The organism is Bacteroides thetaiotaomicron VPI-5482, from assembly GCF_000011065.1.
GTDB lineage: Bacteria > Bacteroidota > Bacteroidia > Bacteroidales > Bacteroidaceae > Bacteroides > Bacteroides thetaiotaomicron.
In genome coordinates this window covers 4,937,101-4,957,540 of sequence record NC_004663.1, presented here as the reverse complement: position 1 = coordinate 4,957,540, position 20,440 = coordinate 4,937,101, and the positions used below count along the sequence as shown (strand labels likewise).

Below are 20,440 nucleotides of genomic sequence, written 5' to 3'. Positions count from 1 at the left end.
TAGTTGAATCCAACAGGACAAATATCAATCATTATTCACTAAAATCGTACAAAAATCATTCATTAGAACGGGTAACCGATAGCAAAATGTATTCCCAGATTCTTGAAGAAAGCTCCGGTTACATTATAATAGCCGCTACGTTCCGTATCATAAGGCAGATGCAGAGGAATACCGAAGTCGAGACGGAATACGAGAATATCCATGTCATAACGGATACCGACACCCGTTCCCAAAGCTATTTGTTTAGGGAAAGTCTTCAGACGCAGTTGTGAATTGGGACGTGCTTCTTTTCCATCAGCCAAAAGCTTTCTGTCTTTGCGCAACAACCACACATTTCCTGCATCCAGAAAGGTAGCTCCCCAAAAGCTCTTGAAAATACGGAAACGATATTCCACATTCGCCTCAAAGCGGAAGGTTCCTGTCTGATCCAGGTAGGAATATTTTCCCTCTTCCGGATGATAACCGCCCGGACCGACACTGCGCACTGTAAAAGCACGGATACTATTGGCACCACCTACATAAAATTGTTCACTATAGGGAGCTATCGTAGCATTGCCATAAGTAAACAGTGCACCTACTGCCATGCGGCTGGCTATCGCATTATTCTTATCTATGTTCCACAAATGACGCAACTCTGTATTCAACTTCACAAACTGTGCAAACGGAGCCCCCAGCAAACTCTTATCCTCTTCATTGAACGGCTTGCCAAAAGCACGGTAAATAAGGGAAGTGATATTACCCGCCGAAGTGACGGTAGACTGCCACCAGATAGGGTTCTTTATCCGACGACCCGAAGCATTGTCATACGTATACGTATATTCCATCGCCGGAATAAACTGGTTCCTAAGACTGACATACAATGCAGGATTAGCTTCAGCTATCTCTTTAAAATCCTCAGACTGATGCTGCAAGACATTAAATGTCAGTTTAAAAGGAGTAATACTATGCCGGCTGGTACGGGAGGGCTGGAAATCGTATGTAGCATTGCCGCCAAAGGACAGCAGTTTATAATACTTTGCCCGGTTCAGCTGGTTGATATACAGACGAAAGGTCGTCGTGGCCGGGAAGTCAAACTCCCGTTTACCCAGATGCGGGAACACGACTCTCGGAAAAGTCAGAGAGGTAGAAAGCCCCATTTCCCAACTGTTCATCAGTGAGCTCTTCTCACCGCCTCCGGTCTGCCACTCATAAGAGCCTTTCAGTTTTACGTTCCAGCTTTCACCACCTCCGAATACATTGTTACGAGTGACACCGAAAGATGCACCGGGACCGGTCTGGTCATTACTCTTCGTTACTACATTCAGTTCCAGTTCTGCATCCAACGGTTTGGCAAATGTAGCCTGCATAGTGACATCCAGTGTATCACAAGCCGCTGTCGTATCTCGGGGAGCATATTGCATATCCATATAGCTGAATATACCGAGCTGACTCAATTTCTCCTGCACCTGCTCCTGCCGGTACTGGCTATAAAGACGGGTACGGTTGGAAGCCCTCATCTGTTTGCTCCGTACAAACTGCTGATAGTTCATCCATCGATAGAGCATATTCGGACGGACCTGCAGTTTATCATAATAGTGAATATTCAGATTCTTGTACAAGATACTGTCATTAGGTGCCTCGCCATTCTTTCCGAAGAGATAGACCGAAGCATCTCCTACATAGTAAGAACGTTGAGCGGCAGCCGGTAATCCCGGAAGAGGAATCAGACGAAGACTGATATGTCCGCCGGGAACCAAGGTTGTATCTGCCTGATAGGTCATATAGTCCGGACGGAAGTAGAAATATCCCCGATTACGCAAAAGGGTACTGATACGGGAACGTTCTTCATCCAAATCCACCACATTAAACTGTTCGCCGGGGGTGATGTAAGACATACGACGTCCGCGTTCCATGATCTTCAGAGTCTGGGGAGTGAAACGCTGATAATACACTGTATCAATGAAATAAGGGTTCTTCATATCTACCGTATAGAGCAGACTTGCTTTCAGACTATCTTTCTTATCGACCAAAGTCTCGTAAGTCACCTTTCCATTGAAATATCCGTAATCACGGAGCAGGTTAGTGGCTACCTTGACACGTACTTCGGGATTGACAGTAGAAATAAATACGGGCGGATTGGCGGCAAAGCGGTTAAACATCCACTTACCGAATCCTTTCTTGTATTTCACGAAGTCGTTATACATCCACATTTTAAAAGGAATAGGCAGAAAACCTCCCAACAGAGTAGTACTGGGAGTTTTGGCAAGCGCTGCATTGATTTCCGTCAAAGCAGTTTCACCAACCCGTGTCGATGATTTATTGACTATCACCGTTTTTCCTCCGGTATAGAGTATTTCATCTTCGGGCAGATGTTTCGTCACCGAACACGCCGAAAACAACACTATACCTATAAGACAGCCTGCTAATATGTTAATACGTATATCTTTCATTCTTACTTCTTTTTCTTAAAGATGAACAGTTCACTGAGCTTATCCAGTTTCTTGCGAAGTACCAGACCGACTCCGGTTTCCGTAATCTCCCCTTCGAGTACACTCTCATAGTTCTTATCGTAGAACAAACGGACATAACGGGTTCCCGTACGGTCCAGACGATATTCCAAAGAGATGTTGTCAATGAAGGATTCGGCATCATTCGTCGCATTTTCGCCCGTCGATACCTTACCACCGATTACAATCTGGAAGCGGTTATTGAAGAGGCGCTGCGAATAACGGAAACTGTAATCCGTACGCTTGCCGCCGGTATCCGAGGCGTCATGATCTTCGACACCCACAGAGACGCTGGCATTCTTCAGGTTACCCATCAGTGAATTTATCTGACTGCTCAGTACGGAGTTCAGGGCAGAACCCATATTCAACTTGCCAAGTCCGCCGCCTCCACCGCCGATCGGTCCGGTGCCGAGATAGGTTTTCATCAACATGATATAAAGTGCCTGTTTTCCACGTTCTTCCGCTCCCATTGCTGTCAGTTCATTCTGTATGGTCGCATCTTCCGGGGCCGCTACGTCGAAAGCAAAAGACAGGTTGTCCAACCGGTTCTTTACGACAATGGAAACGTCAAAGTTAACCATTCTCGTTCCTCCGTTCTCTCCTTCGGATACGGAAGCACGGATACGGTCAGTTGCCTTGAAGTTCAGCATGGGGTCCATCGGGTTTCCGGTCCAATCTACATAGCTGCCGTTATCGATGGCAAATTCCTTGACTGCAATGATAGGCAGAGAATACTTCATCAGTCCACCGCTCAGTGTGTAACGTCCGGTCAATGTCAGGTCTCCCTGCGGAGTGTATTTCATCGAAAGATCGCCACCTCCTTCCAGTTCGATACGATTGTCACTGGCGTCCAAGTCCACTTTCACCCTGACTGAAGGGTCGATATGAACCATCATCAGCATATCCAATCCACCTAAAGATACGGTAGGCACTTCCTGACGGACAACTGTGGTGGTATCACTGAATGAAGTAAATGTCACCAGACTTCCCAGACGATCCTGCACGGTCAGCGGTGAATCGGTCAGTACATACGAGACATCCGTATTGCCCAGCAAATTCAGGTTTCCACGCATATTCAACCCGTCCAACGGGCCTTTTATGGTTGCCCGCAAGTCCGCAAAGACTTTTCCGTAGACAAGGCTTTCGCGAGTACGCTTCGCATTCAACAAGGTATAGTTTTCCGCCAGCAGATTCAGACTCGCCATCGGTCGGGACATATCACGGAAATCGACATAACCGTCGATCGTAAACGGATTCTTTCCCGTGGTGTAAATGGCGAACTTATCAAATATCAGACGATTGTTCTTCAACTGCACAGGGCGGTTATCAAACAGGAAGTTAGCACCATACTGGCGTGACAGGACAGATACGCTGTCCAGTATCAGTTCACCGTTTATCAATGGCTGCTCGGTACTGCCTGTTATATTCAGGTCACCGTCCATATCACCGGCAAGCGTAACCAGCTCGTCGGGAATAAAGGCGTTGGCAATACGAAGCGGGAAGTGTTCCAACGTCGTATTTACTTCCAGGCTATCCTTTCCCGTCGAGGTAGGGAGCAGCTTGCCATCTGCTATCAGCACTTCTACCTTATCATGATTCAGATAAGCGTTGAGGTATTGTTTTCCCTGTTCGCCCGGCAGCCATGTAGCCCCCAAAGTAATATCACCAATGCGCTGGCGTTCATAAGTCAGTTCATCAATGGATGCTTCCGCAGAGAGCTGAAGGTCCTTTTCGGTCTGTATGTAGTGTGCTTCTGCCGAGAACAATCCGGTGATTTCGGGGAAGTAAGGCAGTACGCTCGTTATTTCATCCAAGCGGATTCTCCGGATTTCGACATCGATATTCTGCAAAGAAACCGTATCTCCCTGTACCGAATGCACACGGAAGCCCATACCTTCATCATCCCACATATCCACATTGGCATACACGCGCATATTCTTATGCAGATAAATCCAGTTATGATCTTCGTTGAAGTGGAATTTACGGAACGCAATAATCGGTTCTTCCGGAATCAGTGTAAAAGCCAGTCCATCCCCTTTTCCACGTCCTCCAACCAGCGGACGGGCATTGACTCCAAGCAACACACCGGTTTTCCCCTTTTCGTTCTTATATTCTGCCAGCAGCTCGGCATCGCGGTCGCGAATCTCGCCTGTCAGAATAGTGGAGAAGGAAAACTGGGGATTCTTCGGTCCGTTGATTACTCCGGCACGGAGATTCATACGGGTAGTATCCTGTTTGACGGTGAAAAAGACCGTATCCAGTTGCAAGGTATCCACTTTCAAAGCATGGATGGCTGCTTTGCCGTTGATTCCCCAATCGGGAGCAGTGCCGAATTTCATGGAAGCATCATGGAACGATATATTCTTCATTGCCATATAGTATGCCAACGGATTCTCCTTTCCTGCCGAAAAAGAGAAAATAGCCGACGGCAATGCTTCACGCAAAGCAGCATGATCCAAGAGTTTTTCATCCACCTGCTTCATCAACACATCTACAAAATGGGTAGACTGACGAATCAGAGGATATACACCGGCACGGGCACTCAGATTCAGTTTCATATCACCGGCGGTGAAATGAGTGAAAACACGATTCTGCCGTGCCTCTCCGCTTAAATTGAATGCCAACGGACGCTTCATCGGCTTGGGCATAAGTCCCAGTTCGTACAAATCAAGCTGAGTAACGTCAACTGTCACTTTACCGTCTGGATAGCTATGAGCTAAATTATATTCTGCATCCGCCGTCATTTTCAAAAGTTCATTGTCACTCGTAAGCTGAGCCGTTGCCAAAGCTCCTTTAAGATTTCCCGTCAAATGAACATTCGAAAGATGATAGCGGGCGTAATGAAGCTGGTCCAAAGAAAGATTCAGATTGGCTAAAGAATGAAAGGACATGACATCCAGTCCCCTGCCCTTGGCATCTGCCGAAAGAGATAGTTCATAAATCGAGTCTTTCGGGAGAAAATGATGCAGTTGCAGATCGTTTATTTTCAGATCGGCCGTATAAACTTCTGTCGAACTGTTTAATGCAGCATTTACATTCATGCTGCCCTTGCCTTCTTTCAGATCGAGTTTTGCTTTATACTGCGGGCCGTTCATCTCCATCTTCATCTTGAGACTCATACTGTCGGGAATTACTAAAGAGCCATCGGGTGTGACTCCAGTCAATCCTGTCAGGAAGTTCAGATTCCGGGTAACCATATCCAGCCCAATAGTTCCCGAACGAGTCAGACTGTCCGTCAGGTTTTCAAGGATTCCTCCCCCCTTTAGCGAGAAAGCTCCCGGCAAGTCTACCGTGAAGCGCGAAATCTGCATCTCTTTCAGATTTCCATCCGTACCGGCACGAATCACTAACGGACGGAACGGATATGCTTCTTTAAACGTTTGAGGCAGTCCGCCGGCAAAAAGCATCACGTCCTCTTTGCCTATATGTGCGTTAAAGCTGGCGGATAAACGTCCTGTCGTCGGGATATTTACGAGTTCCCAATAAGTCTGGGCGGACAGGTCTATTTCTGAATGTGGGGTTTGCAGTTTCAGTTCAGGAATGCGGATGATAGAATCATTCGAAAAGAGCCGCCCTGTCAGTGAAGTAATACTCAGTCCCGAACGCTCTTCCATCGTTATTTCACGAATCACAGCGTTCATATTTCTGCCTTCGTAGAGCAGAGAGTCCAATCCGATGCGGATATTCCGGACTGCCATATGAGAGGCGTCAAAACCTTCCGACGGTTGGGCCTCTCCAGTGTCATAACTGGCAGAGGCACCCGACAAAAGGAATTGCTTCAATCCATAAAACTGGTTCTTTAAATCCGCTTTGGCGTCATCAATGGTCGCTTCGCCTATGTATGCCGCCATCTTCATGGAGTCGGCAGGCAGTTTCATACCGAATGATACATTCTTCAACTTCAGTTGATGAAGGTTCACCTTCCAGTTCACAGGAGCAGATGCCGTCGTATCTTTGGGAGTGGTCGTGGTATCAGTCATCAGAAGTTGTATATGAGTATCGGATAACTCTGTCCGATTGACAACTGCCGTTTCGTTCGATAAATCGACTCCATGACTTTGCAGAAAGAAGCGTCCCAAAACGCCTTTTATCTGCATCCCCTCTATCAGATTGGCAGAATTGACCGCCACCTGACTTAAGGTAACCTCGTCAACTTCTACTTTTCCTTTGAGCAATGGCCATGCCTGTACGCGGACATTCAGGCTTTCCAAAGACAATAAGGTATCCGGCTGCTGTATGACCTCCACCCCTCGTACCAGCAGATTAAGCGGAAAACGAAGGTCTATCCGTTCCACCTGAATCTGCATTCCGGTTGCTTTAGAAGCATACGCAGTAACCTCCCGTCGCAAAAGATTCTGAACAGGAGGTATATAAAGTAATACCATCAGTATTACAAAAAGTATTATAGGAGTAAGCAATATCCAGCCCACCCGTCTTATCCATTTTCGTTTCATGCAGGATGTGTCAGTGTAAAAGTGATACAAAGTAAACAAATTACTTTGAAAAAAGGTTTGTCCAAAAGCTAAAATGTGAAAAAGCCGGAGGTTATGGTTGCATTTAGCGCAATTTCATCCCGTTCATTCCGTTCATTCGGAAGGTGAGATATTTGTCAAGGCAGCACCTTCTCACTATGCTACGAGCTTATGCCCGTGCCACTACGTTGGCACGCTTGTGCCACCGCAGTGGCACGACTGTGACATGCCTTTGGCACAACTGTGCCAACAGGGTGGCACAAGCATGGCACTATATAGGCTGTTCCAAAGGAGCTGCCGAGAGAGATTTAATGTAAACCGAAACTATACTCCTCAGCAGCACGAACAACTTTACGCACCGCCTCCAAAGTCTCCAACGTAGTCTTTTCTATTTCTTCGGAGAATTCTTCCCCCCGGCAAGACTCCAGCCATCTTAATGAAGCAACAGACTCAGAAGCTCCGATCAAGGTGAAAAGCGGAAGGAGTTTATGAGCCATAGCGGCTATTCCATCCACCTCCCTGTCAGTTAATGCCTGTTGCATCCGGTCGGCATTCTTGCCGGTCTCTTCGATAAAAGTCCGGATAATAGAACACGCCGCTTCCGGATCATCTTCCGAGAAGGCAGTCAGTGCAGAAAAGTTGAATAAAGTATCTTCAGGCAGCGCATCTGCAATCAATTGCATATCATGTGTTATATGCGCCTCATCAGCTGACATTTGTCCTTCATTCAGAGTTACCAGCAATTCTTTCACCGTAAAAGGTTTGTGCAGGCATCCGGCAAAGCCATGTTCATGCAAAGCCTTCTCATCCATTTCGCTACGTGCCGTGACAGCAATAACAGGAATATTGCGGGCTTGCGGAATGTTAGAGGCACGCAATAATTTGACCAGATCAAAACCGTTGATAGCAGGCATCTGTATATCGGTCAGCAGTACATCAAACGTCGAAGAGCGCAGTTGCTCTATCAGTTCTTCCAACTGCTCGCAGCAAACAGCATCGATGTTGTGCTGTTTCAGCATGGCAGCAGTCAGGTTCAGCTGAATCTTATCATCATCAATCAGAAGCACACGGATCACCTTCATGGCCGGTACGGCATCTGTCTCTTCCGGAGAAACATCCGTATCTTTCGATGGTTTCTTAATTCTGCTCCCGCAAGGTTTATTTTCCACTATTGACTTGCCCACCGGAAAGAGTGGCAACACGACAGTAAAGCAACTTCCTTTTCCTAACGTGCTTTGTACATCGATCGTACCTTCAAGCAGAAGAACCAGCTTATGCACAATGGACAATCCCAGTCCGAATCCTTCTTCTCCCTGCGCACCGGGGAGGCGGGTAAATTCCTGGAAGATGCGTTCCCGATCTTCCGATGCCATCCCTTTGCCGGTATCCGCAACCGCTATTGTCAGCTTCGAAGCGTTATAACCAACAGTTAATGTGATCTTGCCCTGCTGAGTGAATTTCACCGCATTGGACAAGAGATTATTCACTATCTGCTGAATACGTAAAGGATCACTGATATATTTCTCCGACAATTCCGGAGCGATATGACATTGCAAGACCAAGCCTTTAGCCGCCGTCAGAGGTTCAAAGCAAACACGGATTTCTTCAAACAGCTGAGCAGGATTAAAAACAATCCGGTTCACTTCCGCTTTATTGAGGTCAAGACGGTGGAAATCAAGCAAATCGCTTACTAACTTCAGTAAATGCTCTGAAGAACTTTTCATGTTGTCCAGATAGAATCGCTGCCGTTCATCTTCGGTCAGGCGGGACAAGAGTTCCGTATATCCCATTATCGAGCCTAATGGCGCCTTAAAGTCATGGGTAATGGCAAGCATCAGTTTCTCACGGGCAACAAGCAAGTCTTCCGCCCGCTTATTCGCTTCTTCGAGCTGACGCCGATAACGGTTGCTACGAGTAATATCCCGCATAATTAAGATCAGGAAAAAGGCGGATAAGAATACGGCACCAATGGCAATTCCGGCAATGATATTAGCCGAACGCATCCGCACCTCTTGCTGAAGTTCCGCATCTTGACGGGCACGCGCAGACATTTCCTCCTCGTATCCTTTTATCAGACTATCCATTCTTGCGGTCAGCTGTGTATTCATCCGCTGATACCTCGTACTGGTACGCCGGATCGTTCGCCTCCGCTGCAACCGTTTCTCTTCGGTAGCCATGCGAATCTTATGCTGAAGGGAGTCCGCCGACTTGACAGGTTCCAATATCGTATCGGTGGCAATTTCCAGAGAAGTATTGACCAGCACGGCAGTATCTTTCTTAGAAGGCGCGAACACTTCCCCCAATCGTTTGAAGAAGCCTTTCTTCTTCGGGGTAGTGATCAGAGAATCGCGTTTGGTAATAACCCGGTGTTGTACCCGTTGCTGAGTAATCACCGAGTCCTGCTGTTCTGATATGATTTCTTCAATCTCCGAGGCGGAAAGCAAGCTATCATTCGCCTCGCTCAGCACCCGCAGCATCTGAAGGGTATTCTGATCTTTCTCATGGAGAAGACTCAGCAGACTGTCTGTCCGCAGATTCTGCTGATCGTCCGCAGCCGACAGCGTCTCCATCTCCTGATGCACAAACACCAGAGAAAAAAGAAGAATCGCCAGCAGCAATATATAGCCGATGGTTATTTTCAGTTTGGTGGAGCGAAAGGAAGCCATAGGCAATTAAGATTTTAAATTATGAATTTTGAATGGAAGGCGGTAGTTTCGTCTTGTGATGGAAACGCCACCATAACATCAGACCGGCACTGGTCAACCCAAAAGGAAATGCCATCCAGACACCTATGATCCCCCACTCCAACACGAATCCGCAAAAATAGCCGACCGGAAGCGAAATAAGGAAATAAGCAATGAAGGCAATCAGCATCATCAGTTTTACATCTGAGATTCCACGCAAGGCATTGGCAAAGGTTATCTGCAATCCATCTCCAAACTGATATACAAGGAACGGAAGGATAAGCGAAGTTACCATAGCCGCCACTTCGGTACTATCGGTAAACCAACCTCCCAGATAATTGCGGCAGAGGAATACGATGGAAGAAAGCACAACACCCAACGCCATCATCAAATGAAAACCGGCATAAGCCGAACGACGTACATTGAGTATATCGCCCTGCCCGTTAAAGTTACTCACACGGACAGCCACAGCTGCTCCCATCCCGTAATACATCATAAACGTAAACTGAGAAATAGCCAGCATGACCTGATGAGAAGCCAGCGCAATGGTACCCAGCCAGCCAATCATCACCGCACTCAGACTGAACGAAGCTGTCTCCATTCCCATCTGAAAAGCAATCGGCCAACCCAGCGAATTCAATCGTCCGAATATAGCCTTCGACCATCCCAGACGATAGAAGCCGAGCTTAAAACGAAGAAAACGCGGACTCCGCATAAAGACTATGATAAATACGACTACCATCATGATACGCGAGAACAGCGTACTGATACCTGCTCCCAGCAAGCCCATTTCCGGCAAGCCCAGCTTTCCGTATATCAGGATATAATTGCCGATAATATTCAGCACATTTCCGCCGAGCAATATCCACATAGCGGTCTTAGTATCCGTAATTCCATCCGTAAACTGCTTGAAGCCATTGAACAGCATCACAAAGACGAGCGAAGCCAGCAGAACCAGATAATAAGGTTTTATCAGGGGAATAAGTTCTTCCGGCTGTCCCAGATTTCCCACATTAAAATAAAGGACAGTCATACCGATGGTAAGCAAGAATGCCACCAACAAATTTGCCAGCAGGCTGTTACGCAACGCCTGCCCCGCCGAAGCATACTGATGAGTTCCATACAAACCTCCCACGATAGGAGTCAGCCCGTACGAGAAGCCTGTACTGAAAATAATCACCAGATTGAATACATTATTGACGAAGGAAGCAGCACCCAGTTCTATCGTACTATGATGACCGATCATCAACGTATCGGCAAACCCCAGCACAATAACTCCTATTTGCCCGATTACAATGGGCAATCCGAGAGAAATCAGTGCTTTGTAATGCTCCTTATATATACTATAGATATTTCTCATTTATTTTTCCGTAGTTAATCGCATATTCCGGCAACTCCGCATCCTGCCGTTGCCTCCAATAAATATCCCGCCGGTAAGGAGAAGTCAGGATATTTGTTTCTTATAATAAAGTATCACTCCATTCTCCTTCCTGAAAGCAGACTGAGCTACCTTTTGCAATTGTCCGGCAGTAACAGCGCGATAACGCTCTACCTCCTTTTCCATATCTTCCGCCCTGCCCAACAGTTCAAACCAAGCAAGATTGGTAGCGACATTCAAATAATTGATATTGCCGAATATCTGCGTCGATTCGAATTTATTCTTCACTTTTTCCAGTTCCTGTTCGTCAACAGGTTCTTGCTGCAAACGTTCCAGTTCTTCACGTACGGCCGCTTCCGCCTGTTCCAGCGAAACACCTGCCGCGGGTTTGCCCGAGATATGGAACAATCCGGCATCCACACTACCGGAAATATAAGCGTCAATACTCGAAAACAGTTGTTTTTGCTGTACCAGGCGTTGATTCAGACGACTGGAACGTCCGTTGCTCAACAAATCCGACAATATATCAAAAGCGTAATAATCCGGATGATCATGACTGCACATATGATACGCCATGAATAGTGAATCAAGGGGTACGTTACGCTCTACTGTCAACCGTCGTTCTTCTGTCTGCTCCGGTTCCTGCGGCAGATTCCGTTGAGGAACCTCCCTGCGAGGGATGGGACCGAACCATTTTTCCGTCAATGCAACTGCTTCCTCAAAAGAGATATTTCCCGTTACGGCGAGCACTGCATTGTTCGGCGCATAAAAACGGAAGAAGAATGCTTTCACCTCTTCCAGCGTCGCATTGGCTATGTGCGACAAATCTTTTCCGATGGTAGGCCACTGATAAGTATGCGCCCGATATGCCAGAGGACGCAAAAGATGACCGACGTCTCCGTAAGGCTGGTTCAGGCAACGCTGCTTGAATTCTTCCATTACTACTCCACGCTGTACTTCCAGACTCCGTTCACTGAAATCAAGGCTCAGCATACGGTCGGATTCCAGCCAAAAGCCGGTCTCTACATTCTGCCGGGGTACAGTGAGGTAGTAATTGGTTATGTCATTATTGGTCCAGGCATTATTCTCGCCGCCTGCCAGTTGCAGCGGCATATCATAATCGGGAATGTTCACCGAACCTCCGAACATCAGGTGTTCGAACAAATGAGCAAAGCCTGTATGCTCGGGATGTTCGTCGCGGGCTCCCACATTATATAATACATTAAGAGCTACCATCTGCGTACTTTCGTCCTGCGAATGTACCAGACGTAACCCATTGTCCAAAATATGCCTGTTAATCTTCATTCTACTTAATCCAGTACTTCTACTTTTACAATCTTCACGTCCTCTTCGGGGCGGTCGCTACGGTCGGTTTTCACCTGCTGAATCTTATCCACGATGTCCATGCCTTCGATTACTTCACCGAAAACCGTATACTCACCGTCCAGATGAGGAGTACCTCCTACAGTCGTATAAGCTTCGATCTGTTCCGGCGTAAAGTGAAATTCCGGTTGCTTGGCAGCTTCCGCTTCCGCCTCTGCAAAAAGCTTCTCCTGCAATTCATACAAACCGTTTTCATCGTTTTCCTTCCGCATCTTATAGATTTCTTTCATGTGCTTCTGAGCCAACGTATTGAAAATAACATTGATCTTATTCTCATTCATCTGGCTTTCCATGCCCAGCAATGTAGAGTCGTTGTACACCTTGCCTGTCACAATGTAGAACTGGCAACCGGATGATTCTTTCTTCGGATTTACATTGTCTCCCTGACGGGCAGCAGACAAAGCGCCTTTTTTGTGAAAATACTTCGGATAAACAAATTCGGCCGGAAGGGTGTAACCCACATCTCCTGCACCCAGCATCTTTCCTTTCGGTGCATTCTTTGAATCCGGGTCACCTGCCTGAATCATAAAGTCTTTGATAACACGGTGGAATAGCGTTCCTTCATAAACGCCGTCTTCTGCCAGCTTAATGAAATTATCACGATGTTTCGGCGTCTCATTATACAACTTAACCTTGATGTCTCCCAAGGTTGTTTCAATCTTTACCAACGTTTCGTTGTCCATATTTCCTCCTTTTTTTGTTCCGGTTTTGCAGGCCGTAAGTCCGCAAAACGATATGGTTAATAGTAAGTATGCAATCTTTTTCATAACACTTTTATTTAATTTAAGTTTGCAAATATACTACTTTCGCCCAAATCCTCTTACCTTTGTAGCATTAAAAGAGGCAAAAGAGAGTATGATGAAATCCATATTGATAATAGAAGACGATATCACTTTCGGAATGATGCTGAAAACCTGGCTAAGTAAAAAAGGGTTTGAGGTGTCATCAGTCAGTAACATTGCCCGTGCCCAGAAGCACATTGAAGGACAAGGGGCAGACTTAATCCTGTCCGATTTACGCTTACCGGATCACGACGGAATCGATCTTCTGAAATGGATGAACGAAAAAGGAATCGATATTCCTTTGATCATCATGACCGGTTATGCCGATATCCAATCGGCAGTACAAGCGATGAAACTGGGAGCACGCGATTATGTTGCCAAACCGGTGAATCCGGAGGAACTACTCAAAAAGATGTCAGAAGCTTTGCAAGCGAAAGAAGCGCCGACTACGCATACCGCAGCCAAAACTTCTGCAAAGAAAGGTTCTTCCATTTCGTCCGGAAACGCCACCGAAACCCATCATGCTTATCTGGAAGGAGAAAGTGATGCCGCCAAGCAACTCTATAATTATGTAGGTCTGGTAGCTCCCACCAATATGTCCGTACTGATCAACGGTTCCAGCGGAACGGGGAAAGAGTATGTGGCGCACCGCATCCATCAACTGAGCAAACGGAATGACAAGCCGTTTATCGCGGTAGACTGCGGTTCGATTCCCAAAGAATTAGCTGCATCCGAGTTTTTCGGCCATGTGAAGGGCTCTTTTACAGGAGCACTGACGGACAAGACCGGAGCGTTCGTTGCCGCCAATGGAGGCACTATCTTCCTGGATGAAATAGGAAATCTCAGTTACGAGGTACAGATACAACTTCTCCGTGCCTTGCAAGAGAGAAAGATTCGTCCGGTCGGTTCCACGCAAGAGGTATCGGTTGATATCCGTCTGGTATCCGCCACCAACGAGAATCTGGAACAGGCTATCGAGAAAGGTACTTTCCGTGAAGACCTTTTCCATCGCATCAATGAATTTACCCTGCGGATGCCCGACCTGAAAGAACGGAAAGAGGATATCCTGTTGTTTGCCAACTTCTTCCTCGATCAGGCAAACAAGGAACTGGACAAGCATCTGATCGGTTTTGACTCGAAAGCCTCACAAGCCTTACTCAATTATCACTGGCCGGGCAACTTACGCCAAATGAAGAATATCGTAAAAAGAGCGACTTTACTGGCACAAGGAAGTTTCATCACTCTTCTTGAATTAGGGACCGAATTACTGGAAACAAGTACCGTTTGTTCCGCAAGCATGGCGCTACGCAACGAAGAAACAGAGAAAGAACACATTCTGGAGGCATTGCGCCAAACCGGAAATAACAAGAGCAAAGCGGCACAATTACTGAATATCGACCGGAAGACATTATATAATAAGCTGAAACTATATAATATCGACTTGTAGGTTATCGATCAGTACTACCCATATATTTAGAAGGAGATACGCCGAACTGCTCCATGAAGTGCTTGCGCAAAGTACGGGTATCGGAATAACCAACCATTTCCGAAATTTCCTGAATAGAATAGCGATTCTCCAGAATCAATGTCGCCGCCTTGCTTATACGTATACTGCGAATCATATCTATAACAGACAAATCACTGCGCTGTTTCACCTTCCGGTACAAGGTAGGCTGACTCATATTCAGTTGCTCCGCCAACATTTTTACATTAAAGTCCGCATTGGAAAGGTTAGCTTCTATGATATGAATCAGTTGTTGCAAGAAGGCATCTTCTTTCTCCCCCTCTTCCGATTCCTGTTTCAGCATCAGGGCTTTCGTATAAATCCGCTTCAATCGCTCACGCTGCAAAATCAGGTTATCCACTTTGGTCTTTAATATCTCCGGATTAAAGGGTTTCATCATATAATCATCCGCTCCGCTATTACAGCCTTGCAGGATGTCAGCATCTTCTGCTCTGGCAGTCAGTATCAAGATAGGAATATGCGCGGTTTCCTGCTGCATACGAATTTCCCTGCAACAAGTAAAGCCGTCCTTTACGGGCATCATTACATCCGAGATAATAAGATCGGGCAACTGTTCTTTGGCTATCCGCACCCCTTCCTCACCATTGCAAGCTTCACTGACGGCATATCTGGAAATGAATAAGCTCCGGATATATTCGCGGACATCTTCATTATCTTCGATGATCAGCAGACTCTTTTTAGCCGCTGTTTCCTGTATTTTGTTTTCCGGTATTGGAAGAAACGGTTCCGGTTTCAGCTCTTCATTTTGCTTTGTTTTTCCCTGATGGCTGTCAATAAGTTCATAAGAATCTTTTGCAAAATGCTCTTTGCCTTCGGGAATATAAAGGGCAAAGATACTTCCTTCGTCCGGCACACTCTTCAGCGTTACCAATCCATGATGCAGGTCCATCGTGTTCTTCACAATATGCAATCCTATTCCTGCCTTCGTTGACATCTCAGGTACATTATCTCCCGTTACGAACGATTCAAAAGCATGTTTCTGCAACCATTCCGGAATCCCTGCACCTGTATCCGAAACGGTGATCCGGCAATAACCCTGCCCACTTTTCATCAGATGAGAGACAGAAAGCAAGACACGCCCTCCCGAAGGGGTATACTTAAACGCATTTGAAAGAAGGTTTTGCACGGCCGAAGCGATCTTTCCCTCATCTACCCAATACAGGAACTTCCCTTCGGGCAAATCAATATCAAATTGCAAACCTTTGATTTCAGCCATCTGCCGGAACGGTTCCGACACATTGCAGACCAACTGTACCAAATCAGTCTCGGATAACTGGAGTCTGACCATCCCGGCCTCTATCTTTTGTACATAAAGCAACTGATCGACCAAGGTGTGCAGTGAGGCCGCATTCTTATACATGACCTGCAATTTCTTATAAAAGTCATCCAATGGATTGCACTGTTTCATCAATTCCTGTAACGGGGCAAGGATTAAAGTCAGCGGAGTACGCAGTTCGTGGGCAACGCCCGTAAAGAAGTTCTCGCGTTCCACACGTATCTGACGTTCTTTCTCACGCTCCATACTGACCGTCAACAGTTCATGCTTCATCTGCATTTCGTGTTCCATCCGTTTCTGCCGTAGTCTGATCAACCGTACTCCATAAGCCACTCCTCCCAACAATAACAGGGAAACGAAAAGCCGGAAAGCAAAAGTCTGACTCCAATGAGGTAGAATTATGATCTTCAGCGAAGTCACCGCCCCTGTCTGACCGTTCGGATGTATATTCTTCACTTCAAATACATACTCACCGGCTGGGAGGTTGGTATACGAGGCTTTCTCTCCCTCATCAGAAATCAGCCAATTCCCCTGATAAGGCAAAAGCCGGTAATTATATTTTTGTTGTTCGTCCGAGTAGGACAGGTTGTTGAAAGTCAAGGAGAAATCTTTGTTATCATTATCCAGTACAATGCGATCCGTAAAAGGGATGAATTGATTGAGGATGATCTGATTATTAATCTTTTCTCCAGTCCCGACAGGATGGTTATCCACTTCCAAACCGGTTATTAACACCCGTCCGTTGGTCGGATAGGCATTTATATCCTCCGGATTGAAATAAGTCAGACTCTGATTATTTCCGAAAAACAAAGTCTTGTCACTGAATAAGGCAGAACGGTTACTACCTGCTATGTAGTAATTGTAAAAGAGATGCTGACGACGACCATACCGCGATATGCCGGAGTTGCTTCCCAGCCAGATATGCCCTTCGCTGTCTTCCGCTATGCAGCCGATAAAATTACTGCACAGTCCGTCATTCGTGGTATAACGGGCACTGATCGTGTTCTGTCGTGGAGACAGGATGGCAAAGCCATCCGTATATCCTATATATAAATTCCCATCCGAAGATGCCAGCAACGAACGTACCGAACGATATTCCATGTTCATCTTCTGCTCATATCCATTTTCTACGGAGATACCTCCGGAAGCAGATTCAACTACTCTGCAAACTCCCATATTACTGGTCCCCAGCCATATCGTTCCATCTTTTGTCTGAGCAATCGCACGAATGAAAGGTTGTCTTTTCTCATTTAAATAATGTGCTGCTGATAATTTAACGCATATACCTGTCTGACGGTTATACAATAAAAGCCCGTCTTCCGTACCTACATAGAGCCTGTTCTTATCGTCCATATACAAAGCCCATACCGAAGCCCTGTTGGCAACACCGTCTACCAACAGCGAATGAATCACAAAACGACCGGTCCGGACATGATAAACAGTCAACGTACCGTTTATATTTCCAAACCACAGATTGCCGTCTACATCTTTCAAGGCACACAACATCGTTTCTTCCGATTTCCCGCTACCTGTATCGACTTTAGAGAAACTAAGTTTTTTCCCTTTTGCGTACGGTATGTCACTTCGCATGATTCCTTTGTGATAGGTCGCCAACCATAACCGATGACTATCATCCATGAGGATATCACATATTTCGTTATGCCTGTCCTGATAGTAACGGTCATAAAACTGTGACCTCAAATCAGAATACATCACTCCTCCACCGTTAGTACCGATCCAAAGCAGGCCGTTAGGATCGTAACAGGCAGAAATCATACGTGTTTCGAGGTTTCGGTAAATCTGTGTATGTGTATTGTTATATATCTCCGACGTCAGTTCTTCCGGCTGCTTTTCATCCGGCATCAACAGTGTATAGCCACCCCATGTCACTGCCAGATAGCGGTTATTGCCGATAAATATAGTCTGATAAACATCTGTATGAGAAAGGAGATTCTCTTTTCCTGTCCCGCCGTACGAAATCCGGTCCATATGCCCCGACTTCGTGTGATAACGGACAATGCCTTTGCCGATGGTAGAAACCCAGACAACTCCGTCTCTGTTCAAGATGGAAGTGACTTGTAATGTTTTTCCGTCTGTCAGCGGTATCTTCTGATACGCCCCCGGAGTATCCGGATGAAACAAGATCAGATTACCCCGGTTAGTTGTCAGCCATATTCCGCTCCCGGCTTTTTCATGATAGCACAGAGAAGAAAAGACTTCTCCTTTTTCTTCCAATAACTGAAAGGTCTTTTGTATGCGTACCCGAACAGCCGTTTTTTCTTCTTCCTTTCCTTGTTGTATCTCCCATTGACAGAGTATCAGTCTGTTTCCCGATATTCCCCAAAAAGAAGAATCGTCAGCGGGCAGGACATTAAATACACCTATGGCAGTATCTGATTCAGTATGTATCGGAAGAAAAGTTTCCCGCTTCCGGTTGAAATAATAAAGGTATCCATCGGATACAATTCCTAAAAAGTCATCTGACAGTCGCACAATGGCAGCAATCGAAACATATGTATTCGCAGGCTTGAAGTTCTGAATTGTTTTGCCGTCATAACGGCTTAATCCGTTATCCGTCCCAAACCACATAAATCCGTCTTCATCTTTATAGATGCAAGGAATCGTGTTATCCGCCAATCCGTCCCTCATTGTCAGCAGCCGAATATCTTTATCAAAAAAAGCATAGGCAGGATGCAGCGGGCAACAACTCAGAATCAGGATAATGAGGATTAGACTTAAGTGCTTCATTCTATTAGACAATTTAGGGCAAATAAACGAAATTAAGTCAGAACATACAAAAAAACGAATAAAGAAATGGACTTATGAATTAAACATGTATGTTGAATGAAAGAAACAGGCATATTCGGAACCACATTGTTTGCGTACATTTGCAGCCATACAACAACCTGATGTACACCTTTTAAATAAAATACAATGACCTTAGTTTATCTTAACCTGTCAGACACAAAGGAGAAATTTTTATGATAATGCACATACCAAAGAGTACATATTATCATAAATGGTTCATCGGAGCTACACTCGTCGTTCCGGTTCTTCCGCTTGCCGCCCAGACGTCTCCGAATCTTGTCTTCATCATGGCAGACCAGTATCGGGGAGACGCACTAGGTTGTCTGGGCAAAGAACCTGTAAAGACTCCTTGCCTGGATCATCTGGCTTCCGAAGGAGTCTTATTCACTAATGCAGTCAGCAGTTATCCTGTTTCATCACCCGCCCGTGCCATGCTGATGACGGGCATGTACCCCCTGCATAATAAAGTAACAGGCAACTGCAATTCACAAACAGCACCTTACGGAGTGGAGCTTCCACAGGAGGCCCGCTGTTGGAGTGATGTACTAAAAGACATGAACTACCGTACGGGATACATAGGAAAATGGCATCTGGATTCTCCTTACAAGCCTTATGTAGACACTTACAACAATCGTGGCAAAGTAGCGTGGAACGAATGGTGTCCGCCCGAACGCCGCCACGGATTTGAATACTGGACAGCCTACGGGACATACGATTATCATCTGAAACCGATGTACTGGGACACGACTGCTCCACGTGACAGTTTCTACTACGTCAACCAATGGGGCCCTGCATACGAAGCGGACAAAGCCATCGAATACATTCAGACACAAAAAGAGAATAAACAACCTTTCGCACTGGTCGTATCGATGAATCCTCCGCATACCGGTTACGAACTGGTTCCCGACAAATACAAAGCCCTATATAAGGATATAGATGTGGAAGCCCTCTGTGCCCACCGCCCCGACATACCCGCCAAAGGAACCGAAATGGGAAACTATTTCAGAAATAACATACGCAATTATTACGCCTGTATCACAGGGGTAGACGAGCAGGTAGGACGTATCATCGAAACCCTCAAAAGCAACGGACTGTTTGAGAATACCATCATTGTATTTACTTCCGATCATGGCATCTGCATGGGAGCTCACAACAATGCCGGAAAAGATATCTTCTACGAAGAAGCCATGCGCATCCCCATGATTATCTCGTGGCCGGCAAAGATAAAGCCACGCAAAGACGACCATTTGATGATCGCCTTCGCCGACTTATATCCTTCTCTCCTTTCCCTGATGGGATTCCGGAAGGAAATACCCGAAACGGTACAGACTTTCGACTTATCCCGCCATATTCTGGGCAAGAGTAAAAAAGAAGTGGTACAACCTTATTATTATGTACAGTTTGACAATCATGCCACCGGATACCGCGGGCTACGTACGTCAACCCATACATTCGCAGTCCACGCAACCAATGGAAAAATAGACGAAACAGTTCTTTTCGACCGAACCAAAGACCCCTATCAAATGGATAATATTGCCGGACAATCCCCCCGTCTGGTCCGGCAATTCAACAAACAACTCAAGGCATGGCTACTCCATACCAACGATTCATTTGCCCATTATCTTGAAACCGTAACTAAATAAACA

General features: G+C 46.1%; 10 protein-coding genes. 3 read left to right on the top strand and 7 right to left on the bottom strand.

From position 1 onward, the window contains the following. Positions 1–62: 62 nt before the first annotated feature. Together BT_RS19200 and BT_RS19195 are read right to left on the bottom strand one after the other, a co-directional pair. Positions 63–2,429, bottom strand: a complete 2,367-nt coding sequence (locus BT_RS19200) for a BamA/TamA family outer membrane protein (RefSeq protein ID WP_008766928.1) — start codon at positions 2,427–2,429, stop codon at positions 63–65. 2 nt (positions 2,430–2,431) lie between these two features. Further along, positions 2,432–6,940 carry a translocation/assembly module TamB domain-containing protein gene (locus BT_RS19195; RefSeq protein ID WP_162303127.1) on the bottom strand — a complete coding sequence of 1,503 codons (4,509 nt, stop codon included), beginning with the start codon at positions 6,938–6,940 and terminating at the stop codon, positions 2,432–2,434. 176 nt (positions 6,941–7,116) lie between these two features. Here BT_RS19195 and BT_RS19190 point away from each other — a divergent pair, with 176 nt between their 5' ends. Next, positions 7,117–7,275 carry a hypothetical protein gene (locus tag BT_RS19190; protein WP_155727930.1) on the top strand — a complete coding sequence of 53 codons (159 nt, stop codon included), beginning with the start codon at positions 7,117–7,119 and terminating at the stop codon, positions 7,273–7,275. Here the strand turns inward: BT_RS19190 and BT_RS19185 are convergent. The 4 genes from BT_RS19185 to BT_RS19170 all read right to left on the bottom strand — a co-directional run bounded on the left by BT_RS19185 (position 7,267) and on the right by BT_RS19170 (position 13,170). Further along, complete coding sequence (locus BT_RS19185) at positions 7,267–9,624, bottom strand: ATP-binding response regulator (RefSeq protein WP_011108984.1); 2,358 nt, start codon at positions 9,622–9,624, stop codon at positions 7,267–7,269. The two genes, BT_RS19190 and BT_RS19185, sit on opposite strands and share 9 nt — an antisense overlap. A 19-nt stretch (positions 9,625–9,643) precedes the next feature. Further along, complete coding sequence (locus BT_RS19180; protein ID WP_008762738.1) at positions 9,644–11,002, bottom strand: MATE family efflux transporter; 1,359 nt, start codon at positions 11,000–11,002, stop codon at positions 9,644–9,646. A gap of 84 nt (positions 11,003–11,086) precedes the next feature. Then, positions 11,087–12,325 (bottom strand): M16 family metallopeptidase, encoded by a 1,239-nt coding sequence (locus BT_RS19175; RefSeq protein ID WP_008766931.1) that lies wholly within the window; start codon positions 12,323–12,325, stop codon positions 11,087–11,089. A gap of 5 nt (positions 12,326–12,330) precedes the next feature. Continuing rightward, positions 12,331–13,170 (bottom strand): peptidylprolyl isomerase, encoded by an 840-nt coding sequence (locus tag BT_RS19170; RefSeq protein ID WP_008762736.1) that lies wholly within the window; start codon positions 13,168–13,170, stop codon positions 12,331–12,333. An 88-nt stretch (positions 13,171–13,258) separates the two neighbouring features. Here BT_RS19170 and BT_RS19165 point away from each other — a divergent pair, with 88 nt between their 5' ends. After that, on the top strand, positions 13,259–14,632 hold the full coding sequence (locus BT_RS19165; RefSeq protein ID WP_008762735.1) for a sigma-54-dependent transcriptional regulator: 1,374 nt from the start codon (positions 13,259–13,261) through the stop codon (positions 14,630–14,632). A 1-nt stretch (position 14,633) separates the two neighbouring features. On the opposite strand, the gene BT_RS19160 is transcribed toward BT_RS19165, so the two are convergent. Beyond that, positions 14,634–18,734: a hybrid sensor histidine kinase/response regulator transcription factor gene (locus BT_RS19160; RefSeq protein ID WP_070750721.1), complete on the bottom strand. Its 4,101-nt coding sequence runs from the start codon at positions 18,732–18,734 to the stop codon at positions 14,634–14,636. Between the two features lie 233 nt (positions 18,735–18,967). Between BT_RS19160 and BT_RS19155 the strand changes: the two genes are divergently transcribed. Continuing rightward, complete coding sequence (locus BT_RS19155; protein WP_011108982.1) at positions 18,968–20,437, top strand: sulfatase family protein; 1,470 nt, start codon at positions 18,968–18,970, stop codon at positions 20,435–20,437. Positions 20,438–20,440 lie beyond the last annotated feature (3 nt).

Excerpts from the sequence above, each read along its gene's own strand:
- BT_RS19200 (WP_008766928.1), bottom strand. The coding sequence starts at position 2,429 with ATGAAAGATATACGTATTAACATATTAGCAGGCTGTCTTATAGGTATA.
- BT_RS19195 (WP_162303127.1), bottom strand. The coding sequence starts at position 6,940 with ATGAAACGAAAATGGATAAGACGGGTGGGCTGGATATTGCTTACTCCT.
- BT_RS19190 (WP_155727930.1), top strand. The coding sequence starts at position 7,117 with ATGCTACGAGCTTATGCCCGTGCCACTACGTTGGCACGCTTGTGCCAC.
- BT_RS19185 (WP_011108984.1), bottom strand. The coding sequence starts at position 9,624 with ATGGCTTCCTTTCGCTCCACCAAACTGAAAATAACCATCGGCTATATA.
- BT_RS19180 (WP_008762738.1), bottom strand. The coding sequence starts at position 11,002 with ATGAGAAATATCTATAGTATATATAAGGAGCATTACAAAGCACTGATT.
- BT_RS19175 (WP_008766931.1), bottom strand. The coding sequence starts at position 12,325 with ATGAAGATTAACAGGCATATTTTGGACAATGGGTTACGTCTGGTACAT.
- BT_RS19170 (WP_008762736.1), bottom strand. The coding sequence starts at position 13,170 with ATGAAAAAGATTGCATACTTACTATTAACCATATCGTTTTGCGGACTT.
- BT_RS19165 (WP_008762735.1), top strand. The coding sequence starts at position 13,259 with ATGATGAAATCCATATTGATAATAGAAGACGATATCACTTTCGGAATG.
- BT_RS19160 (WP_070750721.1), bottom strand. The coding sequence starts at position 18,734 with ATGAAGCACTTAAGTCTAATCCTCATTATCCTGATTCTGAGTTGTTGC.
- BT_RS19155 (WP_011108982.1), top strand. The coding sequence starts at position 18,968 with ATGATAATGCACATACCAAAGAGTACATATTATCATAAATGGTTCATC.